Genomic DNA, 16,913 nt, shown 5'->3' with positions numbered 1-16,913 from the left:
GGAACAGGGATGAACATCGGCGCTCGTTTCAAAGCTGTGGCGGCTGCGGCACTGCTCGGATTGCTGCTGCTCGGCGGGTGCGCACCCAAAGGGGAGCAGACGATTGAGATCAGACTGGGCGAAGTAGCCCGAACGGTCTTTTATGCGCCACAGTATGTAGCCTTGAGCCAAGGGATGTTTGCTCAGGAGGGACTGGATGTCCAACTGGCGACGATTCCCGGTGGCGACAAGACGATGACGGCGTTGCTGTCTAATCAGGCGGATATCGCGCTTATCGGTGCGGAAACATCTATTTATGTGTATCAGCAAGGGGCAGAGGACCCCATTATTAATTTTGCCCAACTGACGCAGACAGACGGAACCTTTCTGTTTGCCCGGCAAACGCAGGGTAGCTTTGACTGGGAAAAGCTGAAAGGGCAAAATTTTCTTGGACAGCGCAAGGGCGGAATGCCACAAATGTCGTTGGAATTTGCACTACGCTTACACGGCATTGATCCACACAAGGATTTGAAGCTGATTCAAAATATTGATTTTGCCAATGTTGCCTCTGCTTTCGGTTCCGGTACAGGGGATTATGTGCAGTTATTCGAGCCGCAGGCGTCTATTTTCGAAAAAGAAGGCCGGGGACGGGTAGTGGCCTCCATTGGTGTGGAGAGCGGCGAGCTGCCTTATACCGTATATATGGCTAAACAAAGCTATCTGAACGAAAATGACGAGGCCGCACAAAAGTTTACGAAGGCTGTATACCAGGCACAGCAGTGGATTGCCACGCATACACCTGAGCAGATTGCCGAAGTCATTACGCCCTATTTCAAGGATACCGATCTGGCGGTTCTGACCAGTAGTGTCAAGCGTTATAAGGAACAAGGTACCTATGCTGTGAACCCGATGATTGAGGAAAAAGAATGGAAGAATTTGCAGGATGTTATGACTTTGGCGGGCGAGCTGAAAAGTCCGGTTGCGCTGGATCAACTGGTGAATCGAAGCTTTGCAGAGCAGGCGATTGCAGCAGGCTCATTGGGGAACGCTGATCAGCTTGTAAAAGCGGGAGCAAATGGAGCCGCAGATACAGGCGCAGACGCCGGAGGCTCGCCATGACCGAAGAACGGAGTTGTCTTATTTCGGACGCAAGGGTCCCGGTGGTGGAGCTGAAGCAAGTGACGCATGTGTATGTAACAGACCGGGAGGCCTCGCTGGCGGTTGAGAATATTGATTTTTCCGTAGAGACAGGGGAGTTTGTCAGTTTGGTCGGTCCAAGCGGCTGCGGCAAAACGACGATCCTGTCCATGATCGCCGGGCTGCTGCGTCCAGCGGCAGGCCAAGTCATGTTACAAGGTCAGCCGGTAAGTGGCCCGAGTCCGGAGATCGGTTACATGTTGCAGCAGGATTATCTGTTCCCGTGGCGTACGATCATGGATAATGCGCTGCTGGGTCTGGAGCTGGGCAACCGGGTAGATGAGGACTCGCGTGAACGGACCCGACTGCTGCTGGAAGGCATGGGTCTGGGAGGAAAGGAGCATCTGCATCCGTCCCAGTTGTCTGGGGGCATGCGCCAGCGTGTGGCGCTGGTACGGACGCTGGCGACCAATCCGGGACTGCTGCTGCTGGATGAGCCGTTCTCCGCGCTGGATTATCAGACCAAGCTCCAACTGGAAGACCTGATTGCCGAAACCCTGCGTGAGCGAGGGAAGACGGCTATTTTAGTCACACACGATTTGGCCGAGGCGATTGCGGTCAGTGACCGGATTATTGTGCTGGGCCGGAATCCGGGCCACATCCGGCGTACCTTTGAAATTCCGGATTCGATCCGGGAAGTTCAGCCTTTTTATGCGCGCGAGCAGCCGGGCTTTAATGAGCTTTTTCATGAAATATGGGGTGAACTGGAGGCTTCGGGAGCAAAGGAGTGAATCAAAGGATGAAGGACGAATCGGACCGGCTTGGACAGCACTGGATTCAAGGGCTGTATCAGGAGTATCGACGTAGAAGGCGTTCGGAGCGGCGGTTGGTAACGGGTGTACAGACAGCTATTTTAGTGTTTTTATTCGTGTTGTGGGAAATTGCGGGTCGGATGAAATGGATTGATGTACTGCTGTTTAGCTATCCAAGCAAAATATTTATCCAAATTGGCAAGGATGCGGTCAGCGGCGAGCTGTGGGGGCATGTCGGTGTCACGGTAGGAGAGACGCTGGCGGGTTTTTTACTCGGGACGCTGCTGGGAACACTGCTGGCTGTGCTGATCTGGTGGTCACCGTTTTTGTCGAAGGTACTGGACCCCTATATGGTCGTCTTCAACAGTATGCCCAAGGTGGCGCTGGGGCCCATTTTTATCGTCATGTTCGGAGCCGGATTTACCGCTATTCTAATGACGACCCTCTCGATTACGGTCATTATTACGACGTTAGTCGTGTATAACAGCTTTCAGGAAGTGGATTCAAATCTGATCAAGGTGGTTCGCACATTTGGTGGATCGCGCCGTGATACGTTTCAAAAGGTGATTTTGCCTGCGTCCTTTCCGGCTATCGTCTCTACACTGAAGGTGAATGTCGGCATGGCCTGGGTTGGCGTGATCGTCGGTGAATTTCTGGTAGCTAAAAACGGGTTGGGTTATTTGATCATCTACGGCTTTCAGGTATTTAATTTTACGCTGGTGATGTCCAGTCTGCTTATCATTGCCGTTGTAGCAACACTGATGTATCAGGCGGTCGTGTATGTCGAGCGTCTGTTGCTGTCTGATCGTCCTCAGCGATAGGAATCAAACTTCTATACATTTGTGTAAAACGTGAAAATAAAGTACCATGAAAATGAAAATGATTCAAAATTTACGAAAACAGATTTCATCCAGAGAGGACAGAATTTTTTCATGGGCTTTCGTACGATTAAAACGGCTATTGCCGCATTAATGGCAGTACTCATTGCGGATGGTTTTGGCATTCATGGAGCCACCTCGGCAGGGCTTTTGGCTATTTTGGGGGTGGATGTCACGCGCAAGAGAAGCCTCCGTACCATTTCGGCGAGATTTTTTGCATCCGTCGTGGGGCTTCTTTTTGCTTGTGTTTTGTTTGTTGTATTCGGATTCCATGATTGGGTACTGGCATTATATATTTTAACGGCGTTTCCGGTCATTGTACGGGTTGGCTTTAAGGAAGGAATCGTCACGGGTTCGGTCGTGGTTTTCCGCGTGTTCAGCGGTGGTGTGATTGATATGCAGGTGCTGCTGACCCAACTGTGTCTGCTGGTCATCGGATTAGGGTCCGCGATGGTCGTCAATTTGGCCTACATGCCGCGCTCCGATAACACCATGCAGCAAATCCGGCAGGAGGTAGACCGGACGTTTTCCATTATATTCAGAAATATGGCCAATACATTACGCAGTCCGGCATACATATGGGATGGCAAGGAAGTTATAGAGGCAAACAGCGTCATAGCCAGAGGGGTAACCGAGGCAGGGCGTTCATTGGAAAATCAGATGCTTCGTCCGCAAGAGGGCTGGAATGTGTATTTTTATATGCGCAGGGAACAACTGGATTCGATTCAAAATATGATGCAGTTGATCGCGCAAATGTATCAGCACATGCCGCAGGCCAAGCTTCTGGCCGAGCTATTCGATCAGCTCAGCAATGACGTTCTGGCCGGACATTATACGGGACAGACGGAGAAGTTGCTGGAGCAGGTACGTGAGGAATTCAAAAAAATGGAGCTCCCCTCAACCCGGGAGGAATTCGAAATTCGTTCGGCATTGTTACAGCTTACACATGAATTACATCAGTATTTGAAAATCGCCAAAAAGGACAAGGCCCCCACTCCAATCAAAGCTTAGAGTCGAGGGCCCAAACTGAAAAGCTATTGTCTAACGAAGGGCAGTAGCTTTTTCTTGTTCAGTGATGACGGGCGGAGTAGGAAGGGAGCGTTTGTGCCAAATTCGACCTGCGATCCATAAGGCAAAGGTGATCAGGCAAGGATAAAGCATGGCCCAGCCGACAAAAGGAAACACCACCGCAGTCGAGATGAATGACACCCAACTGATGGCTACACCCCAGCGATTACCTCGTAGCAGCTTGATACCCGCAGCACACCCGCCCAGATAGGTCAGGATAAAAGTGGCGTTAGGGAACTGAATCAGGTTGGTGAGTGAAACAGTACCGCTACCGTAAAGGGACATAATAACGACGAAACAAAGGGAGAGAAACATGATGCCCCCAATTGGCGTATGAAAGCGCCGGGATAAGAGACCCATCCAGCGGAAGGTATGGCCTTGCCGGGATAAAGCATATGCGACGCGTGAAGCAGCACCCACATAAGCAATAATCGTAGCTGTACATATAAAGATGCCTGTCAAGCCGGCTATCACCGCGCCCCACGGACCAATGGCCCGGCTAATCACCCATACGAGCGAAGCGTCCGATCCGCCTGCAAGGTAGCTTTGCGTCCCGACTGTAGCCAGTGCAGTAAGAAAATAAAGCAAGCCGACGATAACGGCTGCAACGGTGACACCCTTAACAGCCGCCCGTTGTGGATTGGTGAATTCCTCCGACAAATGGGAGACAGCCTCCCAACCGATGAAGCACCAGAACAGAATTGCTGTCGCCTGACCAACAGGAAGCCAGCCGTGCGGAGCAAACGGTGTGAAGTGTACCGATTTCATTTGTGGCAGCGCTGAGACAATGGCGAAGATAAGGACAGCAACGATAGCGATGACAACGGCGATCTGAATACGTCCCGCAACCTTCATACCGATCCAGTTAATGATCAGTCCAACCGCCAGCATGGCGGCGGCCAATCCCATGCGGCTTCCCTCTCCCCAGCCCATGGCGGCGGTCATATAGCCAGCTCCGGTGAGTGCGGCAACAGGCGCCCCAATCGGAACTGACATCAGAAAAAACCAACCGATGTAAGAGCCTGCACGCGGCGAAAAAGCCAGCGAAACAAAATGCGATACTCCTCCAGCGTTCGGGAATTTAGCGGACAACAGCCCCATGGACAGAGCCATCGGCAAGATGAGCAGGGTCATAAAGCCCCACGCCAATAGGGAGGCCGGACCCGCCATTTCGGCGGCAAGACCGGGCACAATCAATATCCCCGAACCCAGCACCGCCCCGATATATAGCGCAATGGCCTGTGGAAGACCAATGGTGGATTGCAGTTTATGTTCATTTGTCATTCAGGTAAGCCTTCTTTCTCTTGTCATTTCCTTCAGCTTATCAGATAATCAATCTATCGGAAAAACGGAATATAACGATGGTTTGCATCGAAAAAAACGATCGAAGGAGCAATTTATGGAATCACGGCATTTGTTTACGTTTTTAAATGTGGTTGAGGCAGGCAGCTTTACCCGGGCGGCGCGTATATTAGACTATGCACAATCAAGTATAACTGCCCAAATTCAGACGCTGGAGACGGAACTGGGCACGCCTCTTTTTGACCGCATAGGTAAGAAAATCATGCTGACAGATGCCGGACGACGCTTGCTGCCCTATGCGCAGGAAATTTCCAAGATGCATGCCCTTGCCAAGGATGCGCTACGTTCGGAAACAGTGCTGACGGGCACGCTGAAGATCGGAGCGCCAGAGTCGCTGGCGGCTTTCCGCCTGCCGAGCTTGATCCGTGAGTACAGGGAACAGTATCCGAAGGTGAAAATCGTGCTTAAACCGGGAGAATGCTGGGAATTGCGCGATATGATCCGCTCAGGTGAGCTGGATTTGGCCTTTTTGCTTCAGCCGGAGACGGAGGATAGAGAACTGAATGTCACTACACTCATTCACGAGCCGATGGCATTGGTCGCGCCACTGGGTCATCCATTAGTTTCCTATAATAACGTGGAGCCCGTTGACTTAAAGGACGAAACTATTTTGCACACAGAGGCGGGCTGCACCTATCGTATCCTTTTTGAGCAATATTTGAATAGACACGGTATTTTTGCAGACCCGAGTCTGGAGTTTTGGAGTATTGAAGCGATCAAGCAATGTGTCATGGCCGGATTGGGCGTTGCGCTGCTTCCGCTGGTTACGGTGCAAAATGAATTGCGTGAAGGGAAGATGGAGCGTTTAAGCTGGGATGACAGCGAACAGCAGGTGGCTACCCAGGTCGCCTATCACACGAAAAAGTGGAAATCCCCGGCGCTCAGCGAATTTTTACGGATTGTCGAGCAGCATGTAACACATTGGCGTGCATGAGTTCAAGCCGTTAGAGCATAAGCTTATACAAATAATATTTTTTCCTTTTCGCCTATTCACTCAACATTCGCCTACTTCCTGCATACATATGTATGGAATGATTGATTGTATGGAGGAGGTTCAAGAATGGCATTGAGTCATAAAAATCGTAGAGAGATTATTACAAAAGCGATCTGCGGTAAAGGTCGCAAATTCTCTACCGTAACCCATACCGTAACTCCGCCTAATAATCCGACCAGCATTTTGGGGGCGTGGATTATTAACCACCAGTATGAGGCTATGGCGGCTGGAGACGGCATTGAGGTGGTGGGGACGTATGATATCAATATCTGGTACTCATACGATAAAAACTCGCAGACCGATGTGGCCAAGGAAACGGTGTCGTACGTGGAAAATGTGCCGCTCTCGTATCTTGATCCGAAACACCGGGCGTCTACAGTGGAAGTATCCGCCGAGGCGACACAGGAGCCAAGCTGCGTTGAGGCGAGTGTGTCTTCAGGGGGCGGCAGCGTAATGATCCGGGTCGAGCGGGAATTTGCGGTGGAGCTAGTGGCGGAAACGAAGATTGTTGTAGAAGTATTCCCGAATGGCAGCAGTGACGATTTTGACAAGGACTATGATTTTGGAGCGGAAGAAGGGGACTATGAGGAGCTCGACCCCGACCTCATCGACGACGAGCTCTGACGAAGTAACCAAAAAGAGGGCCGCTTTACTCTTTGCGCCGGCTGAGACTGCGTAGAGGGCAAAGGCCCTCCTTTTTGTTGTTATAGGGAAGGGAAATTTTCCGGCCGTCCGTAATCTGGTAGGGAGGGGTAAGATGATGCAGCAGGCGGGACAGGCGCTTAGACGCTTCAGACAGATGCCGGATGATGAAAAGCAGCGCAGGCTGGAACGTTCTGGCATATCGGTTCGCTGGATTGACGACAACGCAGCAGATTTTTCGGTAGGCTATGTGGTGCAAATCCATCAACTGCGAATGCTGGAAATTCGAAGACGCACGATTGAAGGACACTCCAAAATCCTCGCTTATGATCCGACTGTGCTGGATAGCAGTTCTCAACTGTCCATCAGAATGGAGCGATTGGCTGTACGTACTTTGTACACACTCGGCCTCGACAGTGGTGAAGTGGTGCTGACACTGCTGGGCGAGCGCAGTTGTCAGGTGCGTGAAGTCGTGGCCCAGCCATGGCTAAATGATAGACGTTTAGATGCGCTATATGAAGCCGCAGCTCGCGAAGAACAAGGCCTTCCAGCGGCACAAGGGGATAAGCAGCTGCTAATCGGGATGGACCCTGAATTTGTGCTGGTCCGCATGCCGGAAGGACGGGTCGTACCGGCTTCACGATATTTGGGCCGCCTTGGCGTGGCAGGATGCGATGCGGTTACGCGCCGGGGGCGGACCTTGTACCCGGTCGCTGAGCTTCGACCCACGCCAAGTGGCGATCCCGCTCTTTTACTGACTCATCTACGGCATGCCTTTGCGGTTGCAGCCCGTCGCATTGACGACCGTACGCTGATTTGGCAAGCGGGCGGGATGCCGCAGTCGGGTTTTCCGCTGGGAGGGCATTTGCATTTTAGCGGAATTCCGCTGAACGGGGCACTATTGCGTGCGCTGGACAATTATTTAGCGCTGCCTCTGGCGTTGTTAGAAGATAAACGCGCAGCTCGGCGCAGACCGCATTACGGCAATTTGGGCGATTTTCGTCGCCAACCGTACGGAGGTTTTGAATACCGTACGCTACCCAGCTTTCTCGTTTCGCCGCAGCTTGCGAAGGGCGTGATTGGAATGGCATTTCTCATCGCGTCTCAATATCCGCGTTTGCAGCGCAGGCCGCTGGATGAGGATGAGGCTCATAGAGCGTTTTATGAAGGAAATCGGATCGTGCTGGGGGAGTATATGAAACCTCTTATTTTGGATATTGTTTCACTGGATGTATATCCGCAATATAAAGCTTATGTCGGTCCATTGCTGGACAGCCTGCGTCGGGGAAAACAATGGGATGAATCGCGGGATTTGCGTCCGTTCTGGAAGCTTTCGTAAAATGTGTGACGTTGTTTGCGATGCTTTCATGTTATCGACTGTCATTTTTGCTATAATGAAAGGTAATGTAAGTTTAAACGGAACAATGTATGGGGGTTAGTAAAAGGTATGGCCAAATATACACCGATGATTGAGCAATATTTATCGATAAAAGATCAGGTGCAGGATGCGTTTTTGTTTTTCCGCCTGGGTGATTTTTACGAGATGTTTTTTGATGATGCGATTCTTGCATCCAAGGAGCTGGAGATTACACTTACCGGACGCGAGGGTGGCGGCACGGAAAAAATTCCGATGTGCGGCGTGCCTTATCATTCGGCGGAAAATTACATACAGCGCCTTATAGAAAAGGGCTATAAAGTTGCCATTTGCGAACAGATGGAGGATGCCTCGGCTACGAAGGGGATGGTACGACGAGATATTGTCCGTGTCGTCACTCCGGGTACGGTAATGGAAGGCAAGGTGCTGGGTGACAAATCCAACAACTACATGGTATGTGTCACCGAGACGGACGGGATGCTGGCACTGGCGGCTTGCGATTTGTCCACAGGTGAGCTGTATGTGACCTCTGTACCAGATTCGAAGGAATGGCTATTGGATGAAATTAATATTTATGAGCCATCAGAAATGCTGGGGGATGGTCATCTGCTCGATTTTGTGACCTCCCGAATGTCACCCGTAGGACGGCGTGTTGTATACACAGCCTGGGACAAGTCTAAGGATGATCTTGTGCGTAGTCAATTTGGTGAAGCAACGTGGGCCAGACTCAACGAGGAACGTAGGCATTGTGTATCGCGTTTGATTGCTTATTTGAATGAAACGCAAAAAAGATCGTTAGGCCAGTTGACACAGATTTCTGCTTATGAGCCGAACCATTTTATGATTCTTGATCCATTTACCCGCCGTAATCTGGAACTGGTGGAGACGGTTCGTGAGCGCTCCAAGAAGGGCTCGTTGCTGTGGCTGCTGGATCGGACGGAGACGTCGATGGGAGCGCGGTTGCTGAGACGCTGGATCGACAAGCCGCTACTTAGCAGTAATTTGATCGAGGAACGGCTGGAAGCAGTGGACAAGCTGTACCATCAGTTTATTTTTCGGGAGGATGTGCGTGCACAGCTCAAGGAAATTTACGATCTGGAGCGCTTGGTTGGGCGAATTGCCTTTGGCAGCGCCAATGCACGCGACCTGATTGCACTCAAGCTGTCATTGACCCGAATTCCGGCTTTACGTGAGCTGTGCGCGGAATCGGAATCGGAGACACTGCGCCGAATTGCCCAAACGCTGGATAGCTGTACAGACTTGTGCGCGCTGATTGAGGAAGCCGTGGCGGACGAGCCGCCTGTTTCCGTAAGGGACGGGGGTCTCATTAAGGAGGGCTACCATCAGCATCTGGACGAGCTGCGGGAAGCTAGTGTGAACGGCAAGCGCTGGATCGCCGAGCTGGAGGCGAAGGAACGTGTAGCGACTGGTATTCGATCGCTCAAAATCGGATACAACAAAGTGTTTGGCTATTATATCGAGGTAACCAAATCCAATCTGGCTTCATTGCCGGAAGGACGTTATGAACGGAAGCAAACGCTGGCGAATGCGGAACGTTATATTACACCGGAGCTGAAGGAAAAGGAATCTCTGATTTTGGAAGCCGAGGATAAGATGGTGGACCTGGAGTATTCTCTCTTCTCCGAGCTTCGCAGTAAACTAAATACTGAAATTCCACGTCTGCAAAAGCTGGCAGAGCGGGTGGCTGAAATTGACGTGTACCAGTCACTGGCATCGGTCAGCGCAGAGCGTGGCTTCGTGAAGCCTGAGCTGACAACCGGATATGATTTCGTGGTGGAGCAGGGGCGACATCCCGTTGTGGAAGCCGTGATGAAGGATGGCAGCTTTATCGCCAATGGTACGGCACTGGAAGAAAAAGATGCGCATATTTTGCTGATCACCGGTCCGAATATGGCCGGGAAAAGCACGTATATGCGTCAGGTCGCGCTTATCGCAATCATGGCGCAGATCGGCTGCTTCGTTCCGGCTGCACATGCCAAAGTGCCGATGCTGGATCGCATTTTTACGCGCATCGGTGCGGCGGATGATCTGATTGGTGGACAGAGTACGTTCATGGTGGAAATGGCTGATATTCAGGTCATGACAGACAAGGCGACTCCGCGAAGCCTCATCATTATTGACGAGTTGGGACGTGGTACGTCCACCAGTGAAGGGATGACGATTGCGCAGGCGGTCATCGAGTTTGTGCATGATACGATCGGCTGTAAGGCGCTGGTGTCTACGCATTTTCATGAGCTGGCTCATTTGGAGCAAAGCCTGTCCTCGCTGCGGAATTACTCTATGGCAGTACAGGAAAGCGGCGACAAGGTGAATTTCCTGCGCAAGCTCATACCGGGTGCGGCCAGTAGCAGTTACGGTATTTATTGTGCCCGTCTCGCAGGTTTGCCGGATAATATCATTGAACGCGCGAACGGACTGTTGCAAGGCTTTGAGCACGCAGTCGCCCAAGTGACGGCAGGCACCGAGGTTGTTGCAGCAGCGAAGGAAAATGTTGTAAGAGAAGCTGCATTGCAGGCTCCATTTGTGTCACAGCAAGCCAACGTTGTAAAAGAAGATACTCAGCAGGCAGTGGAAGATTCCAGTGTGCTGGATCATAAAGCTACCGGAGTCGTACAGCTGTCCATTTTCGGAGAGCAAGAGCTTGCTCCTGCCAAGCCGCAGCTAGAGACGGCCGAGGTTAATCCGATTGTGCGCCAGATTTTGCGCAAGGTGAAAAACGCTGATGTCATGAACATGACACCTTTGCAGGCGATGCAGTTGTTAAATGAACTGAAAAACAAGGCTAACAGCCTGTAGTACACGATATGATATTTCCAGTTTTTCATCACACTTTGAGGTCAGGGGGAGGTTAAAAGGATGTCTAAAATTCGGGTACTGGATGAGCATATTGCCAACCAGATTGCTGCCGGTGAGGTTGTGGAACGTCCAGCCTCCGTCGTGAAGGAACTGGTGGAAAATGCGATTGATGCGGGCGGTACGCGCGTAGATGTATGGGTGGAAGAAGGCGGGCTGCAAAGCATCCGGGTGACGGATAATGGCAGTGGCATTGAGCCTGAGGATGTGGAAACGGCGTTCTATCGGCATGCGACAAGCAAAATCGGACATGGACGCGATCTGTTCCAGATCACGAGCCTGGGCTTCCGTGGAGAAGCGCTGCCGAGTATTGCGGCTGTATCGAAAGTGGAGCTGCTCACAGCAGCCGCAGATGACGGACGTGCCCGCAAATTGATTATTGAGGGCGGCAAGCTGGTACTGCACGAGGATGCAGCCGCCCGGCAAGGGACGGATTTTACCGTCCGGGAGCTGTTTTATAATACACCTGCAAGACTGAAATATATGAAAACGATCCAGACGGAGCTGGGGCACATTTCGGACGTGCTTTACCGAATGGCGCTTTCGCACCCGGAAGTTGCCTTCACTTTACGACATAACGGGAATACACTGCTTCAAACGCTGGGTAATGGTGATTTGCTTCAGGTGATTGCTGCTGTTTACGGAACTTCTGCGGCCAAATCCATGCTGCTGCTGGAAGGAGAAAGTCTCGATTACCGTATTAGCGGCTATGTCAGCCGCCCGGAGTGGACCAGATCGAATCGAAACGCCATCTCGACGGTGGTGAACGGACGCTTTGTGCGCAGCTATGGGCTGAATCAGGCGTTGCTTAAGGCGTATCATACGCTGCTGCCGATCAATCGTTTTCCGCTGGCTGTGATCCAGTTGGAGATGCATCCTTCACTGGTAGATGTTAACGTTCATCCCGCCAAGCTGGAGGTGCGTTTCAGCAAAGAAGCAGAGCTGTTTCAGTTGATTGAGGATTCGGTAAAAGCTGTTCTAGGACAGCAGGTGCTGATTCCGAAGGCTGTCAAGCGCGAAATCGGCGGCAAGGATAGCGGCTCGTTTGTGCAGGAGCAGTTTCATTTCTCGAAGGGAAACGGTATGGAAGGAAATTCTTCTGCTGGCGAGAGTCAAGCGGAGGAACAGCCGCTTACCGGATCTTACCCAGAGGGCCGTGACCCTCGCCAACCTATTCGGTTGAATGGAAATGAGGAGAACCGTGGGCATGGGGCGGATCGTGAGCAACGTCAAGATAGGGAGAGGCTCCCAGTCATTGGTCGGGTGAACCCGCCTTCTGGGCAACGTGTCAGTGACGAAGAGCTAGATGCAGATTTTGTGGATGGAAACGATGAAAATGGCGTTAGAGGGAGCGCTCCATTGCCTGATGGTGCTGCCGGGCAGACGCCCGATACTCAAGAAATGCAAGGAAGTGGAGCCGTATCGGGCTCATCTTCCTTGTACAGCGACGGAGTACAGGAAGCGGCTGCTTCTGTGGCTTACCGGCCTTCTGCTTCACAAGGTGCAGGAAACGCTGTGGATTCCCGCTATTTCACGGATCAGAAGCCACGTCAGTCACGACTGAATGCAGAGCAGTTGGCGGTGGTATCAGGTGAGGCTCCCGAACTGCCCGCTTTTCCTGAGCTAAATTTGATCGGTCAGCACCATGGAACCTATTTGATTGCGCAGAACGATCAGGGGCTGTATTTAATTGACCAGCATGCAGCGCATGAACGGGTCAACTACGAATTTTATTATGAAAAATTTGGAAATCCCGAGGCCGTATCGCAGGAGCTATTGCTGCCGATTACATTAGAGTTTACGCCTTCAGAGACGGAAAAGCTGAAAACTAGGCTACACTGGTTTGAGCAAGCGGGAGTGTATTTGGAGCATTTTGGCGGTCAAACCTTTCGGGTTAGCTCTTATCCTTACTGGCTTCCTCAAGGAGAAGAAGCGGATATTATTGAGGAAATGGCAGGATGGGTACTGGATGAAAAAGCAATTGATCTTGCTAAGGTACGGGAGGCAGCCTCGATCATGTGCTCCTGTCGGGCTTCGATTAAAGCGAACCAGAAGCTGACCGACCGACAGGCTGTCGTATTGCTGGAGCGTTTGGCGACGTGCAGACAGCCGTACACCTGTCCGCATGGGCGACCTATCGTTGTATCCTTTTCCACATATGATTTGGAGAAGCTGTTTAAAAGAGTAATGTAAGGGAGTTTGTACATGTTGCAGGATCGGGAAAACCGTAAAGAAGAAAGGCAGGCAAGGCTTCGGAAGGAACAAGCCGATTTACTGGTGACGACGGGGGATTCTCCCTCGGCTGAGGTCGTGCAGCGGGCGGAAATGCTTGCAGCCGAGCTGGGGGTGCTGTATGCCCCCCGTCGTGGTATATCGGTAGCAAGGCTGACTGCTGCTCATAAAGTTCGTCAGGCGCTGGTGCTAGTGCAGGGCGGGGTGAGGCTGATTAGTCCGGAACAACCACCGATGACTTTTCACCCAAGTATGGGCTTCATCCGCGCCAAGCGGGTGTTGAAAGGGGAGCCTGATCCGATGTTGACCGCCGCTCGGCTCGTTCCGGGGGACACCGTGCTGGATTGCACCGCAGGACTCGGAACGGATTCCCTCCTGTTTGCAATTGGAACGGGAAGCTCTGGACAAGTAATTGCTGTGGAAAGTTCTTTTCCTGTCTATGCTTTAATCAAGGATGGAATGAGGCATTACCGTTCCGGTAACGAAGCGGTAGATACGGCATTTTCCGGCATTGATGTTCGTTTTGGTCATCATTTGGACTATTTGCGTAGCGTGCCGGATCGCAGTGTGGATATTATCTATTTTGACCCGATGTTCCGTGATCCGTTGCTCGATTCCAGTGCCATCGGTCCATTGAGAGGGTTGGCTAACCCGGATGCGCTGGATGAGGAAAGTATTGCTCAGGCAAAACGGATCGCAAGGAAAACAATTGTATTGAAGGAAAAACGGGGCAGCGGGGAATTTGCCCGCCTCGGCTTCCGTGTGGAGCAACGGGGCACAACGAAAACAGTGTACGGAGTGATTGATATTGACAGCGGTATCTAAGCCTAAACTACTTGTTCTTGTTGGCCCGACAGCGGTCGGCAAGACGAAATTAAGCATCGAGATGGCACGGCAATTTGACGGGGAAATTATTTCCGGAGATTCCATGCAGGTGTATCGTCATATGGATATTGGAACTGCCAAAATTTCCGAACAGGAAATGGAAGGAATTAAGCACCATTTGATTGATATTCATGAGCCGGAATACCCATATTCGGTAGCTGCATTTCAGGAAGATTGCCGTCGCCTTATACCGGATATTCATGCCAGAGGAAAACTGCCGTTTATCGTAGGTGGGACTGGTTTGTATGTGGAGTCTGTCTGCTATGAATACCAGTTTTCCGAGGTGGGAGCTGATGAAGCTTTTCGTCAGGAACAGCTTGATTATGCCGAGCAATTTGGAGCCGAGGCGCTTCATGCGCGACTACAGGCGGTTGATCCCGAAAGTGCACTTCGTCTGCATCCTAATGATCGTCGTCGTGTCGTTCGGGCGCTGGAAATTTACCATGTTAGCGGAACGACACTTAGCTCTCAACTTGCCAGTCAAAAAAAGGAATCTCCTTATCAGCTATGCATCGTAGGTTTGACAATGGATAGGCAAATGCTATATAAACGTATTGAAGACCGAATTGACGGGATGCTCGATCAAGGGCTTGTTGCTGAGGTAACCTCCTTAATGGAACGGGGAGTGCGAAGCGATGCCATCTCCATGCAAGGTCTAGGCTACAAAGAGATATCCTCCTACCTGCGGGGAGAGGTGTCTTTGGAAGAGGCGGTGACTTGGCTGAAACGGGATACGCGTCATTTTGCGAAGCGACAGCTCTCGTGGTTTCGCCATATGAAGGATATCCAGTGGGTAGATGTCACTGATTTCGGAAATTTTTCTGCTCATGCAGCCCGAATACACGAAATTATAGCAGGAAAGTTCCGGACAGACCTTGAATATACTTCAAAACAATCCAAATGATTATTGGGGGTACGGCTAAAATGAACAAGTCCATTAATATCCAAGATACGTTTCTGAATCAATTGCGCAAGGATTCTATACCGGTAACGGTATACCTGATCAATGGATTTCAGGTGCGGGGAACCATTAAAGCATTTGACAACTTCACAATTGTTATCGACTCGGATGGAAAGCAACAGCTGATCTACAAGCATGCTATTTCCACCTTTACACCGCAGCGCAATGTGTCGCTTGCACAGCAACAGGATAACGTCAGCGATAACTGATTACGGCCTGACGGACGCCCGGGTTGGTGAAACTTTTCAGGCGTCCGTCTCGTCTAACCGTATAGGAATGTGACCGGGAGCAACCTGAACAGGGTTGTTCTTTTCATTCCGTTTGCTTTTATGCTGCCTACAGCAAGCTATATACGTTCTGCAACATATGATTATTCGCGAAAGGGAGTCAGGGGAATGCCAAACGATTCATTGTCCAGATCCGGCAATCGCAATAGAAACACACCTAAAGAGAAGCCGAAGGGCAAGAAAAAGAAAATTACAGGTAAGCGAATTGGATGGACGCTGTTTATTACGGCGGCGTTAGCCATATTTTGCGCGCTTGGAGGATATTTGTTTGTCATGGTAAATGGCGAAAAAATTTATAAGGCCAATCTAGACAAAATTACAGTGAATGAGACATCGAAGGTTTACGATCGTAACGGCGTGCTCATGGGCGAGCTGTCCGTGCAAAAAAGCGATCCTGTCACAAGTAAAGAAATACCAGACCTGCTGAAAAAGGCCTTTGTGGCAACTGAGGATAAACGGTTTTATGAGCATCAGGGTGTCGATATTTGGTCCATTGGCCGGGCGGCTGTTAAGGATATCGTAGCACGTTCGGCAGTGGAGGGCGGCAGTACGCTGACCCAGCAGTTGGCGAAAAACCTGTTTTTGACGCGTGACAAGACCTTTTTCCGTAAAGCGACCGAAGTATCCATTGCGATGGCGCTGGAGCGGAATTTGAATAAAGATCAAATTATTACGCTTTATCTGAACCGTATTTGGTTTGGACGTTCTTACTCCGGTATCAAAGCGGCGTCGGAAGGCTATTTTGGAGTGTCAGACTTAAATGAATTAAAATTATGGCAGATCGCTACATTGGCAGCTATTCCAAAAGGGCCTTCCAAATATAATCCAATTAGTAATCCGGAAAACTCAAAGGAACGACGTGCAGTGGTTCTCCAGTTGATGTTCGAGCAGGGAATGATCGGCAAGCAGGAAATGGAAGAGGCCAAGGCTGTAGATTATGATTACAAGCAGCCGGAAAAAGTTCAAAAGTATCAGAATTTTATGGAATATGTGATGAATGAGGCGGAGGAAGCCCTGCCAGAAGTCAGCGGAGACGACTTGATCGTTGGTGGATATAAAATTCATACGACGATGGATGCTCAGGCCCAAAATGCGTTGGATCAGGCGATGGCAGATGATGATATGTTCGAAAAAAGTCCGGACGATCAGCCTGTTCAGGGCTCCATGGTCATCATTAACAACCAGACGGGCGGAATTGCCGCGATGGCACCCGGACGGGATTACAAAAAGGGAACCTTTAACCGCGCAACACAAAGCCGTAGACAGCCAGGCTCGGCCTTTAAACCTATTGCGGCGTATGCGCCGGCTCTCGAATCTGGCAAATTTACAATGGACACACCTTTGAGTAATGAGCGACAGAGTTTTAACGGGTACAGCCCGAAAAACTTGCATGGTTACTCTTCGACCATCAGTATGACTGATGCGAT

The 16,913-nt window shown here is 50.9% G+C and carries 14 protein-coding genes; 13 read left to right on the top strand and 1 reads right to left on the bottom strand.

Going from position 1 to position 16,913, the window contains the following annotated elements:
* Positions 1-9 precede the first annotated feature (9 nt).
* The 4 genes from L696_RS0113210 to L696_RS0113195 all read left to right on the top strand — a co-directional run bounded on the left by L696_RS0113210 (position 10) and on the right by L696_RS0113195 (position 3,817).
* Positions 10-1,098 carry an ABC transporter substrate-binding protein gene (locus L696_RS0113210; protein ID WP_025684056.1) on the top strand — a complete coding sequence of 363 codons (1,089 nt, stop codon included), beginning with the start codon at positions 10-12 and terminating at the stop codon, positions 1,096-1,098.
* Positions 1,095-1,907 carry an ABC transporter ATP-binding protein gene (locus L696_RS0113205; RefSeq protein WP_025684055.1) on the top strand — a complete coding sequence of 271 codons (813 nt, stop codon included), beginning with the start codon at positions 1,095-1,097 and terminating at the stop codon, positions 1,905-1,907. Before L696_RS0113210 ends, L696_RS0113205 begins: the two co-directional genes overlap by 4 nt.
* Before the next feature lie 8 nt (positions 1,908-1,915).
* Positions 1,916-2,749: an ABC transporter permease gene (locus L696_RS0113200; RefSeq protein WP_025684054.1), complete on the top strand. Its 834-nt coding sequence runs from the start codon at positions 1,916-1,918 to the stop codon at positions 2,747-2,749.
* Between the two features lie 111 nt (positions 2,750-2,860).
* Positions 2,861-3,817 carry an aromatic acid exporter family protein gene (locus L696_RS0113195; RefSeq protein WP_025684053.1) on the top strand — a complete coding sequence of 319 codons (957 nt, stop codon included), beginning with the start codon at positions 2,861-2,863 and terminating at the stop codon, positions 3,815-3,817.
* Positions 3,818-3,847: 30 nt separating this feature from the next.
* Here L696_RS0113195 and L696_RS0113190 read toward each other — a convergent pair whose 3' ends face one another.
* A complete protein-coding gene (locus tag L696_RS0113190) occupies positions 3,848-5,158 on the bottom strand; it encodes an APC family permease (protein WP_025684052.1) in 1,311 nt (436 codons plus the stop codon).
* Between the two features lie 115 nt (positions 5,159-5,273).
* On the opposite strand from L696_RS0113190, the gene L696_RS0113185 reads away from it, so the two are divergent.
* The 9 genes from L696_RS0113185 to L696_RS0113145 all read left to right on the top strand — a co-directional run.
* Positions 5,274-6,170, top strand: coding sequence for a LysR family transcriptional regulator (locus L696_RS0113185; RefSeq protein WP_025684051.1), 897 nt, complete (start codon positions 5,274-5,276; stop codon positions 6,168-6,170).
* Positions 6,171-6,296: 126 nt separating this feature from the next.
* Positions 6,297-6,854, top strand: coding sequence for an outer spore coat protein CotE (locus tag L696_RS0113180; protein WP_025684050.1), 558 nt, complete (start codon positions 6,297-6,299; stop codon positions 6,852-6,854).
* Positions 6,855-6,987: 133 nt separating this feature from the next.
* Complete coding sequence (locus tag L696_RS0113175; protein WP_025684049.1) at positions 6,988-8,211, top strand: putative amidoligase domain-containing protein; 1,224 nt, start codon at positions 6,988-6,990, stop codon at positions 8,209-8,211.
* A 108-nt stretch (positions 8,212-8,319) separates the two neighbouring features.
* Positions 8,320-11,064 (top strand): DNA mismatch repair protein MutS, encoded by a 2,745-nt coding sequence (gene mutS / locus L696_RS0113170; protein ID WP_025684048.1) that lies wholly within the window; start codon positions 8,320-8,322, stop codon positions 11,062-11,064.
* A 60-nt stretch (positions 11,065-11,124) separates the two neighbouring features.
* Positions 11,125-13,314 carry a DNA mismatch repair endonuclease MutL gene (gene mutL, locus L696_RS0113165; RefSeq protein ID WP_025684047.1) on the top strand — a complete coding sequence of 730 codons (2,190 nt, stop codon included), beginning with the start codon at positions 11,125-11,127 and terminating at the stop codon, positions 13,312-13,314.
* A gap of 12 nt (positions 13,315-13,326) precedes the next feature.
* Positions 13,327-14,178: a class I SAM-dependent methyltransferase gene (locus tag L696_RS0113160; RefSeq protein ID WP_025684046.1), complete on the top strand. Its 852-nt coding sequence runs from the start codon at positions 13,327-13,329 to the stop codon at positions 14,176-14,178.
* Complete coding sequence (miaA, locus tag L696_RS0113155; protein WP_025684045.1) at positions 14,162-15,142, top strand: tRNA (adenosine(37)-N6)-dimethylallyltransferase MiaA; 981 nt, start codon at positions 14,162-14,164, stop codon at positions 15,140-15,142. The genes L696_RS0113160 and miaA overlap by 17 nt, the downstream gene beginning before the upstream one ends.
* A 20-nt stretch (positions 15,143-15,162) precedes the next feature.
* Entirely contained in the window at positions 15,163-15,408 is a 246-nt protein-coding gene (hfq, locus tag L696_RS0113150) for an RNA chaperone Hfq (RefSeq protein WP_025684044.1), read from the top strand.
* Between the two features lie 186 nt (positions 15,409-15,594).
* A partial coding sequence (locus L696_RS0113145) for a transglycosylase domain-containing protein (protein ID WP_025684043.1) occupies positions 15,595-16,913 on the top strand: 1,319 nt, incomplete at its 3' end.

The sequence above is a fragment of the Paenibacillus maysiensis genome (assembly GCF_000520815.1).
In the GTDB taxonomy this organism is placed as follows: Bacteria; Bacillota; Bacilli; order Paenibacillales; family Paenibacillaceae; genus Paenibacillus; species Paenibacillus maysiensis.
This window is presented reverse-complemented; position numbering and strand designations above follow the sequence as displayed.